This is a genomic window from Tardiphaga sp. 709 (assembly GCF_032401055.1).
In the GTDB taxonomy this organism is placed as follows: domain Bacteria; phylum Pseudomonadota; class Alphaproteobacteria; order Rhizobiales; family Xanthobacteraceae; genus Tardiphaga.
In genome coordinates, this window is record NZ_CP135529.1 from 4,906,378 (window position 1) to 4,925,684 (window position 19,307).

20 protein-coding genes are annotated in these 19,307 nt (G+C 61.5%); 9 read left to right on the plus strand and 11 right to left on the minus strand.

The window, feature by feature from the left end; genetic code table 11:
- Positions 1 to 48: 48 nt before the first annotated feature.
- On the minus strand, positions 49 to 480 hold the full coding sequence (locus tag RSO67_RS23830; RefSeq protein WP_068731173.1) for a nuclear transport factor 2 family protein: 432 nt from the start codon (positions 478 to 480) through the stop codon (positions 49 to 51).
- A gap of 193 nt (positions 481 to 673) precedes the next feature.
- Positions 674 to 949: a hypothetical protein gene (locus tag RSO67_RS23835; RefSeq protein WP_315840838.1), complete on the minus strand. Its 276-nt coding sequence runs from the start codon at positions 947 to 949 to the stop codon at positions 674 to 676.
- Between the two features lie 147 nt (positions 950 to 1,096).
- Between RSO67_RS23835 and RSO67_RS23840 the strand changes: the two genes are divergently transcribed.
- Together RSO67_RS23840 and RSO67_RS23845 are read left to right on the plus strand one after the other, a co-directional pair.
- Positions 1,097 to 1,276: a hypothetical protein gene (locus RSO67_RS23840; protein ID WP_089261775.1), complete on the plus strand. Its 180-nt coding sequence runs from the start codon at positions 1,097 to 1,099 to the stop codon at positions 1,274 to 1,276.
- A gap of 34 nt (positions 1,277 to 1,310) precedes the next feature.
- Positions 1,311 to 1,625: a (2Fe-2S) ferredoxin domain-containing protein gene (locus RSO67_RS23845; protein ID WP_315840839.1), complete on the plus strand. Its 315-nt coding sequence runs from the start codon at positions 1,311 to 1,313 to the stop codon at positions 1,623 to 1,625.
- A gap of 9 nt (positions 1,626 to 1,634) precedes the next feature.
- Here RSO67_RS23845 and RSO67_RS23850 read toward each other — a convergent pair whose 3' ends face one another.
- Positions 1,635 to 2,954, minus strand: coding sequence for a dicarboxylate/amino acid:cation symporter (locus tag RSO67_RS23850; RefSeq protein WP_315840840.1), 1,320 nt, complete (start codon positions 2,952 to 2,954; stop codon positions 1,635 to 1,637).
- 198 nt (positions 2,955 to 3,152) lie between these two features.
- Between RSO67_RS23850 and RSO67_RS23855 the strand changes: the two genes are divergently transcribed.
- The gene (locus tag RSO67_RS23855) at positions 3,153 to 4,175 is read left to right on the plus strand and encodes a S1C family serine protease (protein WP_315840841.1); all 1,023 of its coding nucleotides are present in this window, start codon (positions 3,153 to 3,155) and stop codon (positions 4,173 to 4,175) included.
- Positions 4,176 to 4,178: 3 nt separating this feature from the next.
- Here the strand turns inward: RSO67_RS23855 and RSO67_RS23860 are convergent, their stop codons facing one another.
- Entirely contained in the window at positions 4,179 to 4,883 is a 705-nt protein-coding gene (locus RSO67_RS23860; protein WP_315840842.1) for a GrlR family regulatory protein, read from the minus strand.
- Positions 4,884 to 5,094: 211 nt separating this feature from the next.
- On the opposite strand from RSO67_RS23860, the gene RSO67_RS23865 reads away from it, so the two are divergent.
- Positions 5,095 to 5,904 (plus strand): ABC transporter substrate-binding protein, encoded by an 810-nt coding sequence (locus RSO67_RS23865; RefSeq protein ID WP_315840843.1) that lies wholly within the window; start codon positions 5,095 to 5,097, stop codon positions 5,902 to 5,904.
- 539 nt (positions 5,905 to 6,443) lie between these two features.
- Here RSO67_RS23865 and RSO67_RS23870 read toward each other — a convergent pair.
- From RSO67_RS23870 to RSO67_RS23890, 5 genes are all read right to left on the minus strand, one after another.
- On the minus strand, positions 6,444 to 6,887 hold the full coding sequence (locus RSO67_RS23870; protein ID WP_315840844.1) for a hypothetical protein: 444 nt from the start codon (positions 6,885 to 6,887) through the stop codon (positions 6,444 to 6,446).
- 26 nt (positions 6,888 to 6,913) lie between these two features.
- Positions 6,914 to 7,039 (minus strand): hypothetical protein, encoded by a 126-nt coding sequence (locus RSO67_RS23875; RefSeq protein WP_283805439.1) that lies wholly within the window; start codon positions 7,037 to 7,039, stop codon positions 6,914 to 6,916.
- A gap of 346 nt (positions 7,040 to 7,385) precedes the next feature.
- Entirely contained in the window at positions 7,386 to 10,400 is a 3,015-nt protein-coding gene (gene uvrB / locus RSO67_RS23880; RefSeq protein WP_315840845.1) for an excinuclease ABC subunit UvrB, read from the minus strand.
- A gap of 40 nt (positions 10,401 to 10,440) precedes the next feature.
- Positions 10,441 to 10,833, minus strand: coding sequence for an EF-hand domain-containing protein (locus tag RSO67_RS23885; RefSeq protein ID WP_315840846.1), 393 nt, complete (start codon positions 10,831 to 10,833; stop codon positions 10,441 to 10,443).
- 108 nt (positions 10,834 to 10,941) lie between these two features.
- The gene (locus RSO67_RS23890; protein ID WP_315840847.1) at positions 10,942 to 12,006 is read right to left on the minus strand and encodes a hypothetical protein; all 1,065 of its coding nucleotides are present in this window, start codon (positions 12,004 to 12,006) and stop codon (positions 10,942 to 10,944) included.
- A gap of 479 nt (positions 12,007 to 12,485) precedes the next feature.
- Here RSO67_RS23890 and RSO67_RS23895 point away from each other — a divergent pair, with 479 nt between their 5' ends.
- Positions 12,486 to 13,676: a hypothetical protein gene (locus RSO67_RS23895; RefSeq protein WP_315840848.1), complete on the plus strand. Its 1,191-nt coding sequence runs from the start codon at positions 12,486 to 12,488 to the stop codon at positions 13,674 to 13,676.
- Between the two features lie 90 nt (positions 13,677 to 13,766).
- Here RSO67_RS23895 and RSO67_RS23900 read toward each other — a convergent pair whose 3' ends face one another.
- Both RSO67_RS23900 and RSO67_RS23905 read right to left on the minus strand, forming a co-directional pair.
- On the minus strand, positions 13,767 to 14,531 hold the full coding sequence (locus tag RSO67_RS23900; RefSeq protein WP_315840849.1) for an anti-sigma factor domain-containing protein: 765 nt from the start codon (positions 14,529 to 14,531) through the stop codon (positions 13,767 to 13,769).
- On the minus strand, positions 14,528 to 15,106 hold the full coding sequence (locus RSO67_RS23905; RefSeq protein ID WP_315840850.1) for a sigma-70 family RNA polymerase sigma factor: 579 nt from the start codon (positions 15,104 to 15,106) through the stop codon (positions 14,528 to 14,530). The genes RSO67_RS23900 and RSO67_RS23905 overlap by 4 nt, the downstream gene beginning before the upstream one ends.
- Before the next feature lie 153 nt (positions 15,107 to 15,259).
- Here RSO67_RS23905 and RSO67_RS23910 point away from each other — a divergent pair, with 153 nt between their 5' ends.
- From RSO67_RS23910 to RSO67_RS23925, 4 genes are all read left to right on the plus strand, one after another.
- Complete coding sequence (locus RSO67_RS23910; protein WP_315840851.1) at positions 15,260 to 16,036, plus strand: DUF4394 domain-containing protein; 777 nt, start codon at positions 15,260 to 15,262, stop codon at positions 16,034 to 16,036.
- 192 nt (positions 16,037 to 16,228) lie between these two features.
- Positions 16,229 to 16,939 (plus strand): glutathione binding-like protein, encoded by a 711-nt coding sequence (locus RSO67_RS23915; protein ID WP_315840852.1) that lies wholly within the window; start codon positions 16,229 to 16,231, stop codon positions 16,937 to 16,939.
- Positions 16,940 to 16,961: 22 nt separating this feature from the next.
- Positions 16,962 to 17,657, plus strand: coding sequence for a glutathione S-transferase family protein (locus RSO67_RS23920; protein ID WP_315840853.1), 696 nt, complete (start codon positions 16,962 to 16,964; stop codon positions 17,655 to 17,657).
- Between the two features lie 175 nt (positions 17,658 to 17,832).
- The gene (locus RSO67_RS23925) at positions 17,833 to 19,305 is read left to right on the plus strand and encodes a GGDEF domain-containing protein (protein ID WP_315840854.1); all 1,473 of its coding nucleotides are present in this window, start codon (positions 17,833 to 17,835) and stop codon (positions 19,303 to 19,305) included.
- Positions 19,306 to 19,307: the final 2 nt, after the last annotated feature.

The window sequence follows — 19,307 nt, forward strand, 5'->3', positions numbered from 1 at the left end:
CAACATTTCGCTGGGGATGGACGTGGCGATTGGCAATCGCCGTGCCGCTCAGGCGATCTTCGGCAGATGGATAGGCCGGCCCAATGCCTGTTCGACCAGGTCGAACGTATCCACGACCACGCGCATGCTGGTCAGACGCCCGGCCTTGAACTGAGCGAATTGCGCCAGCCGCAGGCTGATGGGGCGGTTCGAATCCAGCGCGGTCAGCGAGAAGCGCATCATTGCGGAGCCAGACTCGTCACCAAGGATCATCGACTCACGCTCGAAGCGATGCACCCGCACATTGTCGGCGATCTGCTTGCAGACATCGAGGACGGCGGCCTTGCCGTGACGCGCACCGAGAAACGGAAACATGTCGATCGGCCCGTAGACCGCCCACTCGATATTGTCGTCGATGATGTCAGTGAGGTGGTCGAGCTGGCGTTCATTGATGGCGCGATGCAACGCGCGCGAGAAACGCCAGAGGCTATGCTCTGTCATTGGGATAGTCCTGAAAATGGTTGAAACACTTGCGCGCCGGGGCAACGTTGCCCGGGCGGTCTGCACAAATTGCTTGATAGCTGAAGTAATATAATTTCGCTAAAATTCAACGGATTATTTTGCAATGCACAAATGTTCTTGGTGAGGAGCTGCTCACCAAAACGTTAAGCTGCATTATGCGGCCGGCATAACCTTACCGGTAGGATTGATCGCGATCCTGCAGGGGCAGGCGTTCGACGGCGATGTCGCCGTTGCGGGCGGCCATGATGCCAAACAGAAGGGCTCCGCCAACGGCGCCGAGGAGTGCGCCAATGGGCATGAAGGTGAAAAACACCAACATGGCGCTATAGCCCTCGAAATTGCTGGTCTTGAACAATTCGACCCAGGCAACACCGGCTCCGATCCCCACGGCCGCTCCACCGAGCAACCCCAGAACCAGACCCAGCAAGATCAGCAACGCGATTTTCATGCAGCGCCCCCACTCAACATTATTTTATGCGTCAAACAACGGCGCCAGAAGGTTCAACGGCGGGCGGCGATTTCATGTGCCGGAGCCTGGTTAAGGAACGCAGTTTGGGCGGCTGCGTTGCCCTCGACCTGCAAGGGGAGATTCCCGATGACCAAGCACATCCAGCCCGTTCCCGAGGATAACTGTAGCGACAAGGGGCCAGGCAGCGCGCCGAAGGTCACGCTCGATAACACCAAGGGTCATCGCGACGACGAGAAGCACAATATTCGCGAGCAGGCGGCGCACGGCAATCTCACGCAGAACACCAGCAACCGGCGCTCGGGGTGATCGCAATGCAGCAGGCGGTTTCTATATAAGAGCAATGGCCAGTAAACCCGTCGTCACAGCGCGCTTGCGCCGCGCGTCGCCCGTCCTCGTCTGCAAGAAATGCCTTGGTCGAATTGATGATGGCAAGGCACTGCGCAAATCGCTCAAGTCGGACTTGAAACGCCGCAGCGTGCAGCAGGACGTAAAAAGTCCACGCGTGGTGCTGACGAGCTGCCTTGGCATCTGCCCTAAGCGCGCCGCCGTCGTGGCGAGCGCCGCGACGTTGCAGAACGGGCAGTATCTGTTGCTGTCAGGTGCGGACGCCAGCGCAGAGGCGGCGGCGACGCTGATGCCGGATCGCGTGCCCTAGACAGGGCGATCAGGCTGCCGATTTTGCCGGCAGTTCGTCCAGCGGCCGGCGCTCCATCTCTTCGCCGAAATCGATCGGATGCAGCAGCGCCTCGTGGAGCTGATGGCGATCGAGTTCGCCTTCCCAGCGGCTGATGACGATGGTGGCGACGCCGTTGCCGATCAGATTGGTGAGCGCGCGGCATTCGCTCATAAACTTGTCGATGCCGACGATAATGGCCAGTGCGGTGATCGGAATATCGGGGATGATCGACAGCGTTGCGGCCAGCGTCACGAAGCCCGCGCCGGTGACGCCCGATGCGCCTTTCGACGTCAGCATCGCCACGCCGAGCACGGCCGCCATCTGGCCGACGGTGAGATGCGTGTTGGTGGCCTGCGCCAGGAACAGCGTCGCCAGCGTCATGTAGATATTGGTGCCGTCGAGATTGAAGCTGTAGCCGGTCGGGATGACGAGGCCAACCACGGGCTTCGATGCGCCCAGCGCTTCCATCTTGGTGATCATGCGCGGCAGCACGGTCTCGGACGACGAGGTGCCGAGCACGATCAGCAGCTCGTCCTTGATATAGCCGATGAAACGCAGAATCGAGAAACCGAAGGCACGCGCGATGCCGCCGAGCACCAGCAGCACGAACAGCAGCGACGCCAGATAAAAGGTGAAGATCAGATAGCCGAGATTGACGAGGGCCCCGAGGCCGAACGAGCCGATGGTGAAAGCCATTGCACCAAAGGCGCCGATGGGCGCGAGCTGCACGATCATGCCGATGATGCGGAAGAACATCTTGCCGGCGAGATCAACGCCTTCGGCAATCTTTTCGCCGGGCTTGCCCATATGCGAGATCGCGAAGCCGGACAGGATCGCGACCAGCAGCACCTGCAGCAGATCGCCTTTGGCCAGCGAGTCGAAATAGGACGTCGGAATGATTCCCATTAGATGGGTGACGAAGCTTTCCTCCTTGGCGCGGCTGACATAGCTGGCGACGGATTTTGCGTCCAATGTGGAGGGATCGATATTGAAGCCGGCGCCGGGCTGCAGGAAGTGGCCGACCAGGAGGCCGATCAGCAGCGCCAGGGTAGAGACCGTCTCGAAGTATAGCAGCGTCTTGCCACCGATGCGGCCGACCTTGCTCATGTCGCCGATCGAGGCGATGCCGTGCACCACGGTGCAGAAGATCGCCGGCGCGATCATCATCTTGATCAGGGCAATGAAGCCGTCGCCGAGCGGCTTCAGCGCCTTGCCGGCATCTGGATAGAAGTAGCCGACGGTGACGCCGATCGCGATCGCGATCAGCACCTGGATATAGAGAATGCGATACCAGGGTTGCTTGGCCATCGTGGTTTCGTCCCTTGAAAAGCGCTCATCACCATCGACAGCCGCGCGCAAAACATAGGTGCGCTGAGCTGCGGCGTAAAGTCACGGTTTGAACAGAACTGAGGCCAAGGCGCGATGCAGCCCCGCCATGTCCACTGCGCATGCTGCACTTGCAGTGGTGCGCGCCGGGGCCATTTAAATGTCAAAGGAAGCATCGCCATGCTTGATATCACCGCACATCCGTTAGATGACGATTCCGCCACACCCGCCGTTGCCGCAGTGCAGAACGATGCCGCGCTGCTCGATGCCTATTCGAACGCTGTCATCGATGTGACTGAACGCGTCGGTCCCGCGGTCGTGCGCGTCGAGACCGGAGCGAGGACGCCGAATGCCCGCGAACGCGGCGGGCTGGGCTCCGGCATCGTCATCTCGCCCGACGGCCTCGTCCTGACCAATAGCCATGTCGTCGGCGATTCCAGACATATTCGCCTGCGTGACACTGAAGGCGTCGTCACCGATGCCCGCGTGCTCGGCGCCGATCCCGATACCGATCTCGCTTTGCTGCGGGCCGATAACGCGCGCGACCTGCGCTATGCGGGCCTCGGCAATTCCAAGAACCTGAAGCGCGGCCAGCTTGTTGTGGCCATCGGCAATCCGCTTGGCTTCGAATCCACCGTCACCGCCGGTGTCGTCTCGGCGCTCGGCCGCTCGATCCGCTCGGTGAGCGGGCGCAATATCGAGGACGTGATCCAGACCGATGCCGCGCTCAATCCCGGCAATTCGGGCGGCGCGCTGGTGTCGTCGCGTGGCGAAGTGATCGGCATCAACACCGCGATCATCCAGGGCGCGCAGGGCATCTGCTTTGCGGTCGCCAGCAACACCGCGCAGTTCGTGCTGTCGGAGATCATCCGTCACGGCTATGTCCGCCGCGCCTTCATCGGCGTGTCCGGCCAGACCGCGCCGATCCCGCGCCGCCATGCGGTGCTCGCCGGCATCGAGAACACCATGGGCGCGCTGATCGACCAGATCGATCCCGACGGTCCGGCGTTCAAGGCTGGCCTGTTGCCGGGCGATGTCGTCGTCAGTCTCGATCACGTGCCGGTGAATGGCGTCGATGACCTGATCCGCATTCTTGATCGCGACCGTATCGATCGGACGATCGAGATCGATGTGCTGCGGATGGGCCGCCTGCGTGCCATCGACATTCATCCCGTCGAACGCAGGGTGCTGGCGCGCGCCTAACCATCACGCCTTGTGCAGCAGCGACAGCTCGGCCTTCAGGCGCAGGCTGCGTTTGCCGGCGAGGGCGGTGGCTTCGAATGCCGCGCAACCGTCGCTGCAGCTGCCGGAAAAGCCGATGCCCACTTCGTAGCCGGCGAAGAGCGAGCTCCCGCCGGCTGCGGGCGTGTGCTCCTGATTGACGATCTCGCCCTTCCAGCGGCCGCCGGCCGAACCATAGGCGCCGAGATAATAGAAGCGGGCGTCGCCGCCCAGAATGCGGCCGTCGAACAGCAGCATCACGCCGGTCAGCCCGTCCTCGACGCCGTCGAGGGTTTTCATGTGCAGCGAATACAGCCCGTTGGCGATGCCGCCATCGCCCACCGTGCCGGTGTCCGGGAAGTCCTCTTCGTCGAGCCGTGTCATCACGGACTCGAAGGCCGGCCCCTTGCCCTGCGCGTCGCCGCCCGTGAACCTGTAGTTCTTGCCGTCGTGGATGCCACGCACCTGGATCGAGCCGTCGTCGTCGCCATAGAGCGTGCGAAACTGCGAACCGACATGATGGCGCTGGCCGTGGATCACCGCATGGATGCCGTCGTCGGCTTCCTCATAGGTGCCGACATGGGCGAAAGCGGTGTTGCCGCCGAGCATGCGGCCGTCCTTGCAATACATGACGCTGCGGCCGACCACGTCGCCCGCCCGGTAGTCGCATTTGTAAAAACCGTCGAACACCGATCGAGCCCCACTGCGCCAACGGGCATGAGTGTAGACGCTCGCGCACTGCGATAACAGGCATTCTCGGCCGGGCATATCAGCCATCCCGTCGCGTGACGAACGGAGCTTGGTCGCGCCGGGCTGATCACGCTCTCGTCGAAGCCTTGGTCGCCGATTGTCGCGCGGCGGGTTTGCGGGCATGGTCGCGCCGAAATCGGGGAGGCCAATGATGCGTGTTTTACGATGGATGGTGCTGTTCATGACTGCTGCATTCCCGGCTTTCGCCCAGCCGGCGCCGTCGCCAGAGGTGCTGCGCGATCTCGCCCCCACCGGAAAGCTCCGCGCCGCGATCAATTACGGCAATAGTGTCTTGGCCCAGAAGGGCCCCGACGGCGCGCCGCGCGGCGTCTCGGCGGATCTTGCCGCCGAACTCGCCAAGCGCCTCGGCGTCCCCGTGGACTACGTGCCTTACGAGGCCGCGGGCAAGGTGTTCGAAGGCGCCAAGGCCGGCGCCTGGGATGTCGGCTTTATCGCCATCGAGCCGGTGCGTGCGCAGGAGATCATCTTCACCGCGCCCTATGTGATCATCGAGGGCACCTACATGGTGCCGGTGAATTCGCCGCTGAAGAGTGTCGACGACGTCGACAAGGACGGCGTCAGAATGTCGGTCGGCCTCGGCTCGGCCTATGACCTCTATCTCACCCGCACCATCAAGCACGCCACCGTGCTGCGCGCCGATGCCGGCGGCGGCAGCGCGATGATCAAGAAGTTTCTCGACGAGAAGCTCGATGCCGCCGCCGGCGTGCGCCAGCAGCTCGATGCCTATGCCAAGGACCATCCGGAAATGCGCGTGATGTCCGGGCATTTCCAGGAGATCCAGCAGGCGATGGCCATGCCGCGCATCGCCGACAGACCGCGCACGGCTGGTGTTGCCTATCTTGCCGCCTTTGTCGAGGAGATGAAGGCCTCGGGCTTCGTCGCCGAGGCGCTGAAGCGCAGCGGCCAGGTCGCCGACGTCGCGCCGCCGGCTGGGAAGTAACGACGCGGGAGAAGCCCGCCGTCGTTCGCTCGGATGTACATGTCAAACAGCCACGCGACATCGTTCTCGCGGGCGAAAGCCCCGAGGTGAGCTGTGGTCGTCCCCTCGAAAACTGAGGGGAATGGAGCGCCGCAAGGCGCACCTTGGGTAGTGTCGCCACATCCGGCTCGGCTGCGACGCCTCGCCTTCTGCAGCGCAACGCCTTGCGGCGCTCCATCACGGCGATTTCTGTTCCAGGGACCGTGCTTCCGGGTACTGGGCAGGACTAATAAGTCCTCCGTTCCGGACAGGCTTTCGCCTGCCTTCACCCGCACCCGTCCAGCCGTTTCCGGCGCAGCCCCGTAGTGGGCCAGGACGGTGACCCCGGACCTCCCGAGTCCGTGCTTGCGAGGCACGTCCGCAGGCGCCGTATCCTGCTCCACTCCGAAAGCGCCCTCGAGAAGCGCCCCTCATGAACAGGACGAGGAGGAGCATATAGTCTTATAGGAATTGTGTCAATATTAATTGCGAGGATGCAGCGCATCCTAAAGAATAAGTGGTCATTCCAATTTCATTTCCTTGTAAATGCGCCGGAACAGGTCAACCGCGCGACCTACATAGGCCGTGATCTCATTGGCGGCTGCCCTCATCCGAGCAACGCTGGAATGTACCTCGACAAGCTCGAATGTTTCTTTGCGAGTCTGCCGGTACAGCCTGAACTCGATATCGTGATTGCCCTGAGGGTCGGCGGTCAATTTCACCATGCCGTGTGCCATGAGGTGTCTTGCCTCGTCATACTCCAACAGTTCGTCGCAAATCTTGATCATCTCTTCGCGGTAGGACGCGTACTCGGGCCGCTCGACGATTTTCTTCGCTGCTTTGATGCGGTCCTTTATTCGATAAGGGAAATCGACGTTAATCTTCACCGAGAAGTCGGCGAGCAGGAATTCTACTTGGGCATACGAGGTGATTATTCGCCCCCGCAACTGGGTCAGCTCTTTCACCAAGGCGACCGTCTGTTCTCGCGGTTTCATAGGTATTTGTAGAACGCGATGGCCCCGAAGAACACGACAACGGCGGCCACAATACCGAGCGCACCTTCAGCGGAAATACTCAGGCCAATGAACTTAACTTCAAACTTAGTAGGTTCGGGCATGTCACAGCTCTCCATTTGAAATTCATGGAGAACAATCAGGGGGTAGAGAATCTGTCGGTGATTTGCGGACTCCACGCAAGGGAATCGTGCCGTTACACCCGATTCCCACCGATATGGTGGATAACTAGGATAACGTGGATAAGTAGCCCTTCTGATATTTTGTGCGGTGGGGCTCGACGGCCGCGGTCAGGCGCGGGATCGGTCGCCGCGAGATGCTCGTCGTTCAATGCGATGCGTGAAGCGCGGTTACATCGGCCTTCACTCGCGGCTGCGCCCCTCCCTGACCTCTCCCGCGAGGGGAGAGGGGACACTGCGGTCCGTTCGTGTGGCCAGGAGAAGAGCGTAGCTACCTCTTCTTCCACCCGCCCCGATGCCCCGGCGCGCCGCCGGTTGATCTTGGCGCCGGTCCAAACTCCGGTCCGGACTCGCGCGAATTCTTCGGCTGGAAGATCTTGCTCTCGGTGCCGGGTCCCATCTCGTCCAGTGTCGGCTTGCGCGGGCGCTGCACTTCCTTGCCGCGAGCCGGCTTCACTTCATGCCAGTTCGCGATGCCCATCTCGTCGAGCCCCGGCTTGTGCACTTTCGACGATGCGCCGCCCGCTGATGAACTCTTGCCGTATTTGCCGCGTGCCTTGCCTTGCGCGGCCTTGTCGAGACGCGCGGGCAGGTTGGCGGCGTCGCCGTATTTCTTCTCGCCCTTATAGGCGCCGCCGCGCGCGGCGACGCCGCGCTGCTTGACGGTGGGATCGTCGACCACGGCGAGTTCGGTGGCGCGCAGGCGCTTGACCTCGTCGCGCAGGCGCGCGGCTTCCTCGAAGTTCAGGTCGGCCGCGGCCTCGCGCATCCGCACTTCCAGATCGGCCAGCACGGCTTCGAAATTGTGCCCGATGGTGATGGCGTCCTCGGCCATGCCGCCGCCGATATCCACCAGCACGCGGTCGCCTTCATAGACCGAGTTCATGATGTCGCCGATCGACTTCTTCACGCTCTCCGGCGTGATGCCGTGCAGCGTGTTGTATTCGACCTGCTTCTCGCGGCGGCGATCGGTTTCGGCGATGGCGCGCGTCATCGAACCGGTCATCTGGTCGGCATAGAGAATGACGCGGCCGTCGACGTTACGCGCGGCGCGGCCGATGGTCTGGATCAGCGAGGTCTCCGAGCGCAGGAAGCCTTCCTTGTCGGCGTCGAGCACGGCGACCAGCGCGCATTCGGGAATGTCGAGGCCTTCGCGGAGGAGATTGATGCCGACCAGCGCGTCGAACGCGCCAAGGCGCAAGTCGCGGATGATCTCGATGCGCTCGATGGTGTCGATGTCCGAGTGCATGTAGCGCACGCGAATGCCCTGCTCATGCAGGAACTCTGTCAGGTCTTCGGCCATGCGCTTGGTGAGCACGGTGATCAGGGAACGATAGCCCTGGGCCGCGGTGGCGCGGACTTCGCCCAAGAGATCGTCGACCTGGGTGCGCGCCGGGCGGATATTGATTGGCGGGTCGATCAGGCCGGTGGGGCGAATGACCTGCTCGACGAACACGCCGCCGGATTCCTGCAGCTCCCAGCCGGACGGCGTCGCCGACACCGCGACGGATTGCGGGCGCATCATGTCCCATTCCTCGAAGCGCAGCGGGCGGTTGTCCATGCAGGAGGGCAGGCGGAAGCCGTATTCCGCCAGCGTCGCCTTGCGGCGGAAGTCGCCTTTGAACATGCCGCCGATCTGCGGCACCGTGACGTGGCTCTCGTCGGCGAAGACCAGCGCATTGTCCGGCACATATTCGAACAAAGTCGGCGGCGGCTCGCCGGGCCGGCGGCCGGTGAGATAGCGCGAATAGTTCTCGATGCCGGCGCACGATCCGGTGGCTTCCATCATTTCGAGATCGAAGGTGGTGCGCTGCTCGAGGCGCTGCGCTTCCAGCAGGCGGCCCTGATTGTGCAACTGGTCGAGCCGCCACTTCAGCTCTTCCTTGATCGATTTCATCGCCTGGATCAACGTCGGCCGCGGCGTCACGTAATGCGAGTTGGCGTAGATCTTGATGAATTCGAGCTCGTCCTGCTTGTGGCCGGTGAGCGGATCGAACTCCTCGATGCTCTCCACGGTGTCGCCGAACAGGTTCACGCGCCAGGCGCGGTCTTCATAGTGCGCCGGGAAGATGTCGATGACGTCACCGCGCACGCGGAAGGTGCCGCGGGTGAAATCGTGTTGCGTGCGCTTGTATTGTAGCGCTACGAGGTCGGCGATGAGCTGGCGCTGGTCGATGCGCTCGTCCTTTTTCAGCGCGAAGGTCATCGCGGTATAGGTTTCCACCGAGCCGATACCGTAGATGCACGACACCGACGCCACGATGATGACGTCGTCGCGCTCGAGCAGGGCGCGCGTCGCCGAATGGCGCATGCGGTCGATCTGCTCGTTGATCGACGAGTCTTTCTCGATATAGGTGTCGGTGCGCGGAACGTAGGCTTCCGGCTGGTAGTAGTCGTAATAGCTGACGAAATATTCGACCGCGTTGTCGGGGAAGAAGTTCTTGAACTCGCCATAGAGCTGCGCGGCCAGCGTCTTGTTCGGCGCGAGAATGATCGCCGGGCGCTGCGTGGCCTCGATCACCTTGGCCATTGTGTAGGTCTTGCCGGAGCCGGTGACGCCGAGCAGAACCTGCGTGCGGTCGTTGCGCTCGATGCCCTCGACCAGTTCCTTGATCGCGGTGGGCTGGTCGCCCTTCGGCTCATATTCCGACTTCAGCTCGAAGCGCACGCCGCCTTCGGATTTCTCCGGACGCGGCGGACGGTGCGGCGTCCACACTTTCTGGTCCTTGAATTCCGGGCGGCCATCGCGCACCAGCGCTTCCAGCGCATCGGCGGTGGCCTGCACGCCCAAGGCTTCCATCTTGTTGCGCGGCGGGCGCGCCATTGCCGCGGCGTCGTCCTCCTCGGTGGTGTAGCCGAGCTGCCTGGCCAGTTCCGGATCCAGCGTCGGGATCGCCGCCGAGGTGTTGTAATTGGCCTGCGGCGCCTCCTCGAGACCCTTCTGCTCGCTCAGCCGCGGCGCATAGGGCGCGACAACCGGCTGCGGAAACGGCTGCAGCGGCGTCGGGCGCATGCCCTCGTCGCCCTCGAACTTCTTCGGCGTGGATTTGCGCGCGCGATGCACCGCGGCCTCGCCGCCGGAGCGGCGCTCGAAGGAATTACTCGGCGGCGGCTGCAAGCCGGTGCCCGAGCCCATGCCGGCATCGCCGCGATTAATTGCGGGATTCAGCAATTCCGCCAGCGCGGGCCCGATCGGCTTGACGTCGGGACGGCCGGCGCCAGGCTTGGCGGCGGGTGTCTTGATTGATTTTGTGGGCTTTTTCGGAGAGTCGGGTTTCTTCGCCATGGGCGGAATATGGGGCGAGTCCGGTGACGATAAAAGGGCCCTATTTCAGCAGCTTCAACAGCTTCTTGCCGGCTGGCGTGGCGAATTCTCTGGCGTCGATGGTGCCGTCATTATCGGGGTTTGCCGCGCGGAACCGGGTTTCCACCACGGCGAGATATTCCGCCTTGTCGAGCGTGCCGTCATTGTCCGGATTGGCCGCTGCGAATTCGCTCTTGCTCATGCGGCCGCGTAGCTCCCTGGCGTCCAGCGTGCCGTCCTTGTCGCGGTCGAGCAGGTCGAACAGTTTGCCGGCGGCGGCCTTGGCCTCGGCCATGTCGACGGTGCCATCCTTGTCGGGATCGAGCCTGACGAGGAAGCTGGCAGCGCTGACTGGCAGCACGACGGCGAGCGACAGGGCCAGCGACAACAGAACGGTCCGACGCGACAACGCCATGGCAGCCTCCCTTGAATACTATTCTTGATTGCAAGGATGCCTGAACGGAATGGTGGATTCAAGGGACGAGGCTTGCCGCCCTGCTTCCCGTCTGCAGGGCCGGCCTCGTCAAGCCTGTCCGGCGACCGGTTCCGCCCGCAGGCGCTTGAGCGATTCAGGCAGGCGCGCATCGACCCAGGTGCCGATGTCGCGCTGGTGGCGATGGACATACAGCCCCAGCGCAATGATGCCGATGCCGATCAGCGACAGCGCGAACGGGAACAGCATTGAATCCTTGAAGATCTTCTCGGCGAGGTCGCCGAGATAGATGGCAATGCCGATGGTGCCGAACACCGCGAACACCCGCCGCGACAAGGCGACCGAGATCAGCAGGAAGCCGACATTCAGCAGGCAGTATAGCGCCTTGTCGAGATTGGTGCCGTTCGACGTGGCGGTGATGCCGCCCCAGAATGTCAGCACGCCGAACAGATAAAGCCAGAATGCGAAATCGCCGCTGCGCTGGCGCAGGTTGACGATCACCGCAGCAACCAGAATGCCGAGGCCGAACCAGACCGAAATCTTGCGCGACATTTCCCAGTTGCCGTAGCCCGCACCGGTGATCCAGGGCACGACGTCCATCGACAGGAACCACAGTGCGACCGCCATGATGAAGACGATGAAGGGAAAGCGATAGAATTGCAGTGCCACGATGGCTGCAGCGATGGTTGCAAGCTCCATGAAGACGAAGCTGCCCTTGATCCAGACATAGAAGTCGCGCATCGCCGCCGGCTTGCCGAACTCGGTCCAGGCGCCGTAGGCATCCTGTATGCCGAACACGGCGAGCGGCGTCATCGCCACGGCGACCGCGATCAGCAGACCACCCGGTGTGCGCAGTTTCTTGACCGTCCAGAGATAGTTCCCGGCGGCGGTGAACAGGCCGGCATAGACAAGTGCAGTGGCGGTCAGCGCCGGTCCGCCCATTTGCGAAAACGCCAGCGTCGAGAACAGCCCCATGGCTGATATCACCACCAGCGCGCCGGCATACCAGAGCAAATGCACGACATCGAATTTGGGCCCGGCCGCCGGCTGCTCCGGCACACGCGCCGTGAGGAAAGCCAGCAGGGCGTCGAGCTGCGTGGAAGGAAGCACGCCGGCTGTGACAGCCGCGCGCAGATCATCGGTCGAATATCGCATGCACTATCTCCGCAATGCGCCATTCGACGCCGCAAGTGGGATCAATCGAGTCAACAGGACCAGCTTCAGGAGACTATATGTCCTGCCGCGATGCCACGCCTTTGTCGAGTGCAGTGGCTGATACGTTCAATAAGCAGGCGAAGGATCGGAGGGCGAATGCGACTGCTATAGCGGCCGCACCGCATTGCCCTTGAACAGGATCGAGCCGGTCGTTCGCCTGATCGGCGAGCCGCCTTCGGGCTCCAGGGTGATTTCTCGAACAGCTGGTCGGCGACGATTTTCGGCGACAGTCGGTATCTCGACGAAGCAACGGGCGCCGCCGTGCTGCGCCAGGTGCGCGAATGGACACTCAACCCAAAAGCGATTGATGTGGATAAATCAATCAAAAGAAATGCCCTGATAAATATCAACTACGGGATGTGCCGCGAATCTGGCGAGCTTCACCTCATTACAAATCGAAGATTTGCTTGGGGGCGATCATGTTTTCAGGATTCGCGACGCGCTTTACTGCGCGAATGACGGCGCTTGTTCTGGTGGCGTCGATGCTGACGGGGTGCGCGGAGATCAATCGACGAGGCGGTGTCATTGCAGATGTCGAGGATTATGTCCTCTTCGTCGCACATACTAAAAGTCATCGCTTGTTTCGATCATACATGCTGATCGGCGTTTTATTGGCTGCTGCCCGACAGGGTAGCCACAATGAGATCGATAAGTCTGCAATAGCCGGGAATCTGCAATCTGCTCTGGCAATAGCTTATGAAAGCTATGCGTGTCTTTACACCAATTCAAAGAACGAAAAATGGATAGAGGCTGCCGTTACAAAGATAGGCAGCTATGAAGCGACGTCATTTCCCGAACCGGCGGTGTGCCAATTCTTCGATGAGAAGATGGCTCGCCTCGATTATGCATTGTACAGGCTCGCATTGAGTTCATTGTTCAATGAAAGAAGTAACGCTCAACTCGCAAGCATTCGTGACAAGCTCATAGGTGAGCTTCCGGTGATCTCAGCGTCTGCAAAAGCAGCTATTTTTGCCAATAAAGCCGTCAGTCAGGCCACCACCATTGTCGACGATCTGCTCAATTTGAGTTTTTCAAGTGCAGGTCCCGTCCTGACGTTGCTCCCGTTGTACCGTGACGCGCTTGAGATGAATATGTGGGTCATTACGGATAATCTTACAAAGATCTGTGGCGATGTTGAGGGATCCGCCGAAGCGATGCCCATCAACTACCGACCGGTGGAAACCGGCTATCCGATGGACTGCACCACGAAAGCCTACGCGAAGTCGATATTGAGCAATGGCAACGGAAACCTAGCGCTCTGGCGAGATTTCGTGTGGCGCATGAATTATTCTGTTGGTTCAATCGAGGCCTATCAGCCGCATTTCCTTCTTGTTTCGCGTCTGATCTGGCGGTCGTGCGAGAATCTGCTCGCGAACTGCAGTAATGTCATGACAAGTTCGTTCGAGTTGGCGGCCAAACAATCTCTGATTGTGAATTGGAACACCAAACAGCTAAAGAGAACCTATAGCGCCGAAGTGCCGACCTCTTCCCGGCTTGCCCGTCAACCTGTGCTGTCGCCGTTAATCGGTACAAGCTCGCCGAAAGACGTTGTTCCTCAGGGCCGAGAGCCTGATGCCACAGGGGCACTCGGTGAACCTAAAAAGCAATAGATATCGCCTTGCGCCAACGGATGACGTCAAGCAGGACGAACTGTCAGCATTGTTAAACATTTCGTCCCGCTAGTTCTTGGCGAGAGGCCCTTACAACGCCCTTGCTGCATTCCCCTTGAACAAAATCGGCCCCGTCGGTCTTCCGATCGGCGAGCCGCCTTCGGGCTCCAGTGTGATCTCGAACAACTGATCTGCCACAGTATCCGGCAGTGCTTCCAGATCGAGCTGCAATGTCCGCGACTGTCCGGTGAGACCGATGGACTTCGGGCCGATGTCGCGATCCCACAGGGTCCAGACCTGCAGCGTGCGGCCGGCGGGGACGTCGATCGGGCGCAGCGGGATCAGCTCGACGCGGCCGTCGGAGAAAGTGTTGACGATGGCGCCGGTTTCCCTGGTGGCGTCGTTGACCAGCACGGCGACATAGATCGGCTTGCGCTGCGCCAGGGCGATCAGTTCGCGGCGCAGCTGGCGCGACGTTGCGAGCGCGCCGATCAGGATCACCACAAGCATCAAGGCCGCGAGCACCCCGCCGATCCCGGTGCTGCGCCAGAAGCTGATATTGTCCCACAGCGTTGCGCCGCGTAGCGCTGCGCGGGCGCCGGGCAGCGGGATCGCAGGTTTGACCCTGGTGGAGTCAGCGATGCGGTCCCAGAGCGCAGCACTGGGGGCGAGCGTTTCGGCCGTGGCGTCGAGATCGGCCAATCGCTCCCGCCAGGTGCTGACCGCCCTGGCGAAATCCGCATCGTCGGTCATGCGCGCTTCGGCAGCGGCAAGCTCCGCGCCTTCCAGCAGACCCATCACATAGTCGGCCGCGAGATCGTCGGTGGAACGCGTATTGTCGTCGTGCATGCTCATCCCATGCACTCCTGCAGCGAGAACAGACTGCGGCGGACCCAGCTCTTCACTGTGCCTAAGGGCACCTTCAGCCGTCCGGCCAGTTCGCCATGGCTCATGCCATGGACATAGGCCAGCACCACGACATCGCGGCGCGGCCGGTCGATCCGCTCGAGACATTTGCGCAGCGCCGATGTCTCGGGCATCCGCGTCACGGTCCCCTCGCAGTCGATATCGAGCGCGCTGTCGTCGGATGCATCATAGCGATGCTCGTTGCGGTGAATGCTGAGCGCGCGGTTGCGCACGACGGCATAGAGCCAGCCGCGCGCCGAGCCGCGATGCGGATCGAACGAGGCGGCCGCACCCCAGATCCGCACGAAGGCATCGTGCACGGCTTCCTCCGCCAGATCCTGCCGGAACAGGATACGGCGAGCGACGCCGATCATCTTCGGGGCTTCGCTATTGTAGATCATCTGCAGAGCCGTGCGATCGCCGGCTGCGCAGCGCGCCAGCGCGGCCGACAGCTGCGCCTCGCGCGCGTGGCCGAGGCCCGCTTCGTCGCGCCGGGTCTCGGTAATGGTGCCATTCCCAGTCATGTCCATGCCCTTGCATGGTCAGTCTACCTTTGCCGCGCGCAATTGGATGCACCCAAATGAATTTATTTTCAGGGGCGTGCATCCAGTCGGGAGGGCCTGCCGGTAGTCCTTGTGTCGGTCCCGAGGGGATCGCGGAAACACAGGGAGCCACTTATGTCATTTCGTTCGCTTTTCGCCGCCTCCGCCGCGCTGCTGCTGATCCCCGCGGCCGTCGCTAATGCCGCCCAAGTCGCAGCCCTGGTCGGCGGCGACACCATTGCGACGGTCGACACCGCGCAGAAGAAGGCGACCGGGTCCGTCAAGGTCACTGGTATTTCCGGCGCGCTGGTCGGCATCGATGTCCGGCCGGCCGATGGCATGCTCTATGGCTTGGTCGATGACGGCACCGTGGTCACCATTGCCGCGGACGGCAAGGCGACGGTGAAGTCGAAGCTCGACACCATGCTGGCCAAGGGCGTCACTGCCACCGTCGACTTCAACCCCGTGGCCGATCGTCTGCGCGTGATGGGCTCGGACGGCATGAGCCTGCGCGCCAATGTCGACGACGGCAAGGTGACGAAGGACGGCGATCACAAATATGCCGAGACCGACATGCACAAGGGCGAGAAGCCCAACGTCATCGCCGGTGCCTATACCAATTCGGTGAAGGGCACCAAGGAGACGGCGCTGTTCAACATCGACGGCACCATCGGCGCGCTGGTCAAGCAGGCGCCGCCGAATGACGGCATCCTCGGCGCCGTCGGCAAACTCGGCATCAAGCCGGCGACTGTCGCCTTCGACATCTGGTCGGACGGCAGCAAGAACGAAGCCTGGCTGATGGCCGACGGCACGATCTATTCGGTCGATCTCGCCACCGGCAAGGCGACCGAAGCTGCCAAGATCTTGGGCGTCACCGGCAAAGTGACGGATATCGCCATCACGGGGATGTAAGTCGCACGCTGCGATTTCACGCAACATCACCAACGAATGCCGCATTCCGTGGGAGCGCGGCATTCACGTTCTGCAGAGCGGATCTGCATTCCCGTGCTCCGCCGGCATTGACTTCACTTGGTCGTTCTGGCGAACTCGATGCAACCGCATTCAGTTCGGATGCATGCCATCCAACACGCGCAGGAACACCCGATGATCGACCTCTACTACTGGAGCACGCCGAACGGCCACAAGATCACGATCTTTCTTGAGGAGGCGGGGCTGCCCTACAAGGTCATCCCGGTGAATATCGGCAAGGGCGACCAATTCAAGGACGAGTTTCTGGCCATCGCGCCGAACAACCGCATTCCGGCGCTGCTCGATCATGCGCCCAAGAGCGGCTCGAAACCGATCTCGGTGTTCGAGTCCGGCGCGATGCTGCTGTATCTCGCCGAGAAGACCGGGAAGTTCCTGTCGGGCGATCTCGCTTTTCGCTATGACGCGATCCAGTGGGTATTCTGGCAGATGGGCGGCCTCGGGCCGATGGCCGGACAGAACCATCACTTCCGCAACTACGCACAGGAAAAGATCACTTACGCCATCGATCGCTATGTGAACGAGACCAACCGTCTCTATGGCGTGCTCAACAAACGCCTGGCGGATCGCAAATTCATCGCCGGTGACTATTCGATCGCCGATATGGCGAGCTATCCCTGGATCGTGCCCTACAAGAACCAGAGCCAGGACATCAACGACTTCCCGCATCTCAAGCGCTGGCTCGAAACCATCGCCGAGCGTCCCGCCGTCAAGCGCGCTTATGAGATCGCCAAAGAGGTCAATCCCAATTTCGGGCAGCCGCCGATCCGCACCGAGGAAGAGCGCAAGCTGCTGTTCGGCCAGACATCCGCTGTCGTGAAGAATTAGACCGGAATTAAGAGAAGCAATCATGGCGCTGCAACTGTTCGAATTGGTCGGCACAGAAGAAGATCGTCCCTTCAGCCCGTTCTGCTGGCGCATCCGGATGGCGCTGGCGCATAAGGGCCTCGAAGCGACGTCGGTACCCTGGCGTTTCACCGATAAGGACGCGATCAAGCCGCACCAGTCTGAAAAGGTGCCCGTGCTGCTGGATGGCGAGCACGCAGTCAGCGATTCCTGGGCGATCGCCAATTATCTCGAAGACACCTATCCGGATCGTCCGTCACTGTTCGGCGGCGAGGGCGGCCGCGCCATGGGGCGGATGCTGAACTGGTGGGGCGACACCGTCGTGGTCGCTGGCATGTTCCCGTTCATCGTCGCGGATATTCATGGTCACCTGCGTCCGGTCGATCAGGTCTATTTCCGCGAGAGCCGCGAAGCGCGGTTCAAGAAGTCGCTGGAAGAGGTCGCGTCCAATCGCGACACGGGCGTCGATGCCTTCCGCAAGTCGCTTGATCCGATGCGTCTCACCCTGAAGACACAGCCGTTCCTTGGCGGCGCCGCGCCAAACTATGCCGACTACATCGTGTTCGGTCCGTTCCAGTGGGCGCGCGCGGTCTCGCCGTTCAAGCTGCTGGCGGAAGACGATGCGATCTATGCGTGGCGCGAAAAAATGCTTGATGCTTTTAACGGCATGGCACGGAACTCCACCGGCTATCCGGTTTGAGTTCCACTATCTAGGGGCGATGAATGGAGCGATCGCTGGTATTCATATCCGCATACCAGCGTTTGTTCCCGGTAGTGTGCTTGGTGCATTCCTGAAAATGCGAGGATATTCCCGTAAACTCTCGCTATAAGGGAATACCGCAACGATTCACACTGTCCCACGTGCCAAGGTCTCTATGTCCGTTCCGCCTACCAATCTCGCCGATGATGCCGTGATGTTCGATCTTGCCCCGGTCTCGCTTTGGATCGAGGACTACAGCGATGTGAAGGCGCTGTTCGAGCAGTGGCAGGCGCAGGGGGTCGACGATATCGAGACGTTCCTGCTCGCCAATCCCGAACGTGTTCGCGAGTGCTCGCAGCACATCCGCATTCTCAAGGTCAATCGCAAGACGCTGTCACTGTTCGGCGCGCGCGACCTGTCTCACCTGACGCTCAGCCTCGGTCTGGTGATGCGCGACGATACGTTCAAGAGCCACGTGTCGGAACTGGCGCAGCTCTGGAGCGGGCGGAATCATTTTTCCAGCCATACCGTCAACTACACGCTGAAGGGCGAGCGCCTCGACATTCAGCTGCACGGCATTGTTCTTCCTGGGCATGAAGAGCGCTGGGATCGCGTGATGATCGCCATCGAGGATGTGACCGAGCGCGAAGGCGCGCGTCGTCGCCTCGCGGAGAGCGAGAATTATGCGTTCGGCCTGTTCGCGCATTCGCCGGTATCGCTGTGGGTCGAGGATTTCAGCGGCGTCAAGCGCCTGGTGGACGACGTTCGCGCGCGGGGTATCGAGGATTTTCGCGTGTTCACGGATGTGCACGAGGAATTCGTTTTGCGCTGCATGAGCGAAATCCGTGTGCTCGACGTCAACAGTCGTACGCTGGAATTGTTCGGTGCGCCCGACAAGGACACATTGCTCCGTCAATTGTCGGATGTGTTTCGAGACGAGATGGAGCCGCATTTCCGCGAACAACTGATCGACCTCTGGGAGGGTAAGCTGTTCCAGCAGCGTGAGGTCGTCAACTACGCGCTCGACGGCACCAAGCTTCATCTGCTGCTGCAGTTTTCGGTGTTGCCGGGGCATGAGCGCGACTGGTCACAGGTGCAGGTCGCGCTGACCGACATCACCGCGCGCAAGAAGGCGGAAGCCTATCTGGAATATCTCGGCACCCACGACGTATTGACGCGCACCACGAACCGCTCGTTCTTCGTTGACGAGCTCAATCGGCTCGAACGCAAGGGATCGCAACCGGTCACCGTGATCGTTGCCGATCTCAACGCGCTGAAAGCTGCCAATGACGATCTTGGCCATGCCGCAGGTGACGGGTTGCTGCGCCGTGCCGGCGAGGTGTTTGGCGAACTGGTCGAAAAGCCAGCGACGGTGTCGCGGATCGGTGGCGACGAATTCGCCATCTTGCTGCCTGGAGTCGATGCTGCCGGCGGCGAAGCTGTGCTTGCCTCGCTGGCGCGGCTGATCGAGGTCAACAACCAATACTATCCGGATCTGACGCTGAGCCTCTCCACCGGGATTGCCACCAGCCGGACCGGCGAGCGGCTCGAAGCGGTGGTCAAGCGCGCCGATATGGAAATGCTGCAAGCCAAACGCAGCTACTATGCGCAACCCGATCGCGACCGGCGCAGCGCGGGAATGGTGTAGGC

Coding starts and splice junctions, on each gene's coding strand:
- RSO67_RS23830 (WP_068731173.1), bottom strand. CDS start 480: ATGACAGAGCATAGCCTCTGGCGTTTCTCGCGCGCGTTGCATCGCGCC.
- RSO67_RS23835 (WP_315840838.1), bottom strand. CDS start 949: ATGAAAATCGCGTTGCTGATCTTGCTGGGTCTGGTTCTGGGGTTGCTC.
- RSO67_RS23840 (WP_089261775.1), top strand. CDS start 1,097: ATGACCAAGCACATCCAGCCCGTTCCCGAGGATAACTGTAGCGACAAG.
- RSO67_RS23845 (WP_315840839.1), top strand. CDS start 1,311: ATGGCCAGTAAACCCGTCGTCACAGCGCGCTTGCGCCGCGCGTCGCCC.
- RSO67_RS23850 (WP_315840840.1), bottom strand. CDS start 2,954: ATGGCCAAGCAACCCTGGTATCGCATTCTCTATATCCAGGTGCTGATC.
- RSO67_RS23855 (WP_315840841.1), top strand. CDS start 3,153: ATGCTTGATATCACCGCACATCCGTTAGATGACGATTCCGCCACACCC.
- RSO67_RS23865 (WP_315840843.1), top strand. CDS start 5,095: ATGCGTGTTTTACGATGGATGGTGCTGTTCATGACTGCTGCATTCCCG.
- RSO67_RS23875 (WP_283805439.1), bottom strand. CDS start 7,039: ATGCCCGAACCTACTAAGTTTGAAGTTAAGTTCATTGGCCTGAGTATT.
- uvrB (WP_315840845.1), bottom strand. CDS start 10,400: ATGGCGAAGAAACCCGACTCTCCGAAAAAGCCCACAAAATCAATCAAG.
- RSO67_RS23885 (WP_315840846.1), bottom strand. CDS start 10,833: ATGGCGTTGTCGCGTCGGACCGTTCTGTTGTCGCTGGCCCTGTCGCTC.
- RSO67_RS23890 (WP_315840847.1), bottom strand. CDS start 12,006: ATGCGATATTCGACCGATGATCTGCGCGCGGCTGTCACAGCCGGCGTG.
- RSO67_RS23895 (WP_315840848.1), top strand. CDS start 12,486: ATGTTTTCAGGATTCGCGACGCGCTTTACTGCGCGAATGACGGCGCTT.
- RSO67_RS23900 (WP_315840849.1), bottom strand. CDS start 14,531: ATGAGCATGCACGACGACAATACGCGTTCCACCGACGATCTCGCGGCC.
- RSO67_RS23905 (WP_315840850.1), bottom strand. CDS start 15,106: ATGACTGGGAATGGCACCATTACCGAGACCCGGCGCGACGAAGCGGGC.
- RSO67_RS23910 (WP_315840851.1), top strand. CDS start 15,260: ATGTCATTTCGTTCGCTTTTCGCCGCCTCCGCCGCGCTGCTGCTGATC.
- RSO67_RS23915 (WP_315840852.1), top strand. CDS start 16,229: ATGATCGACCTCTACTACTGGAGCACGCCGAACGGCCACAAGATCACG.
- RSO67_RS23920 (WP_315840853.1), top strand. CDS start 16,962: ATGGCGCTGCAACTGTTCGAATTGGTCGGCACAGAAGAAGATCGTCCC.
- RSO67_RS23925 (WP_315840854.1), top strand. CDS start 17,833: ATGTCCGTTCCGCCTACCAATCTCGCCGATGATGCCGTGATGTTCGAT.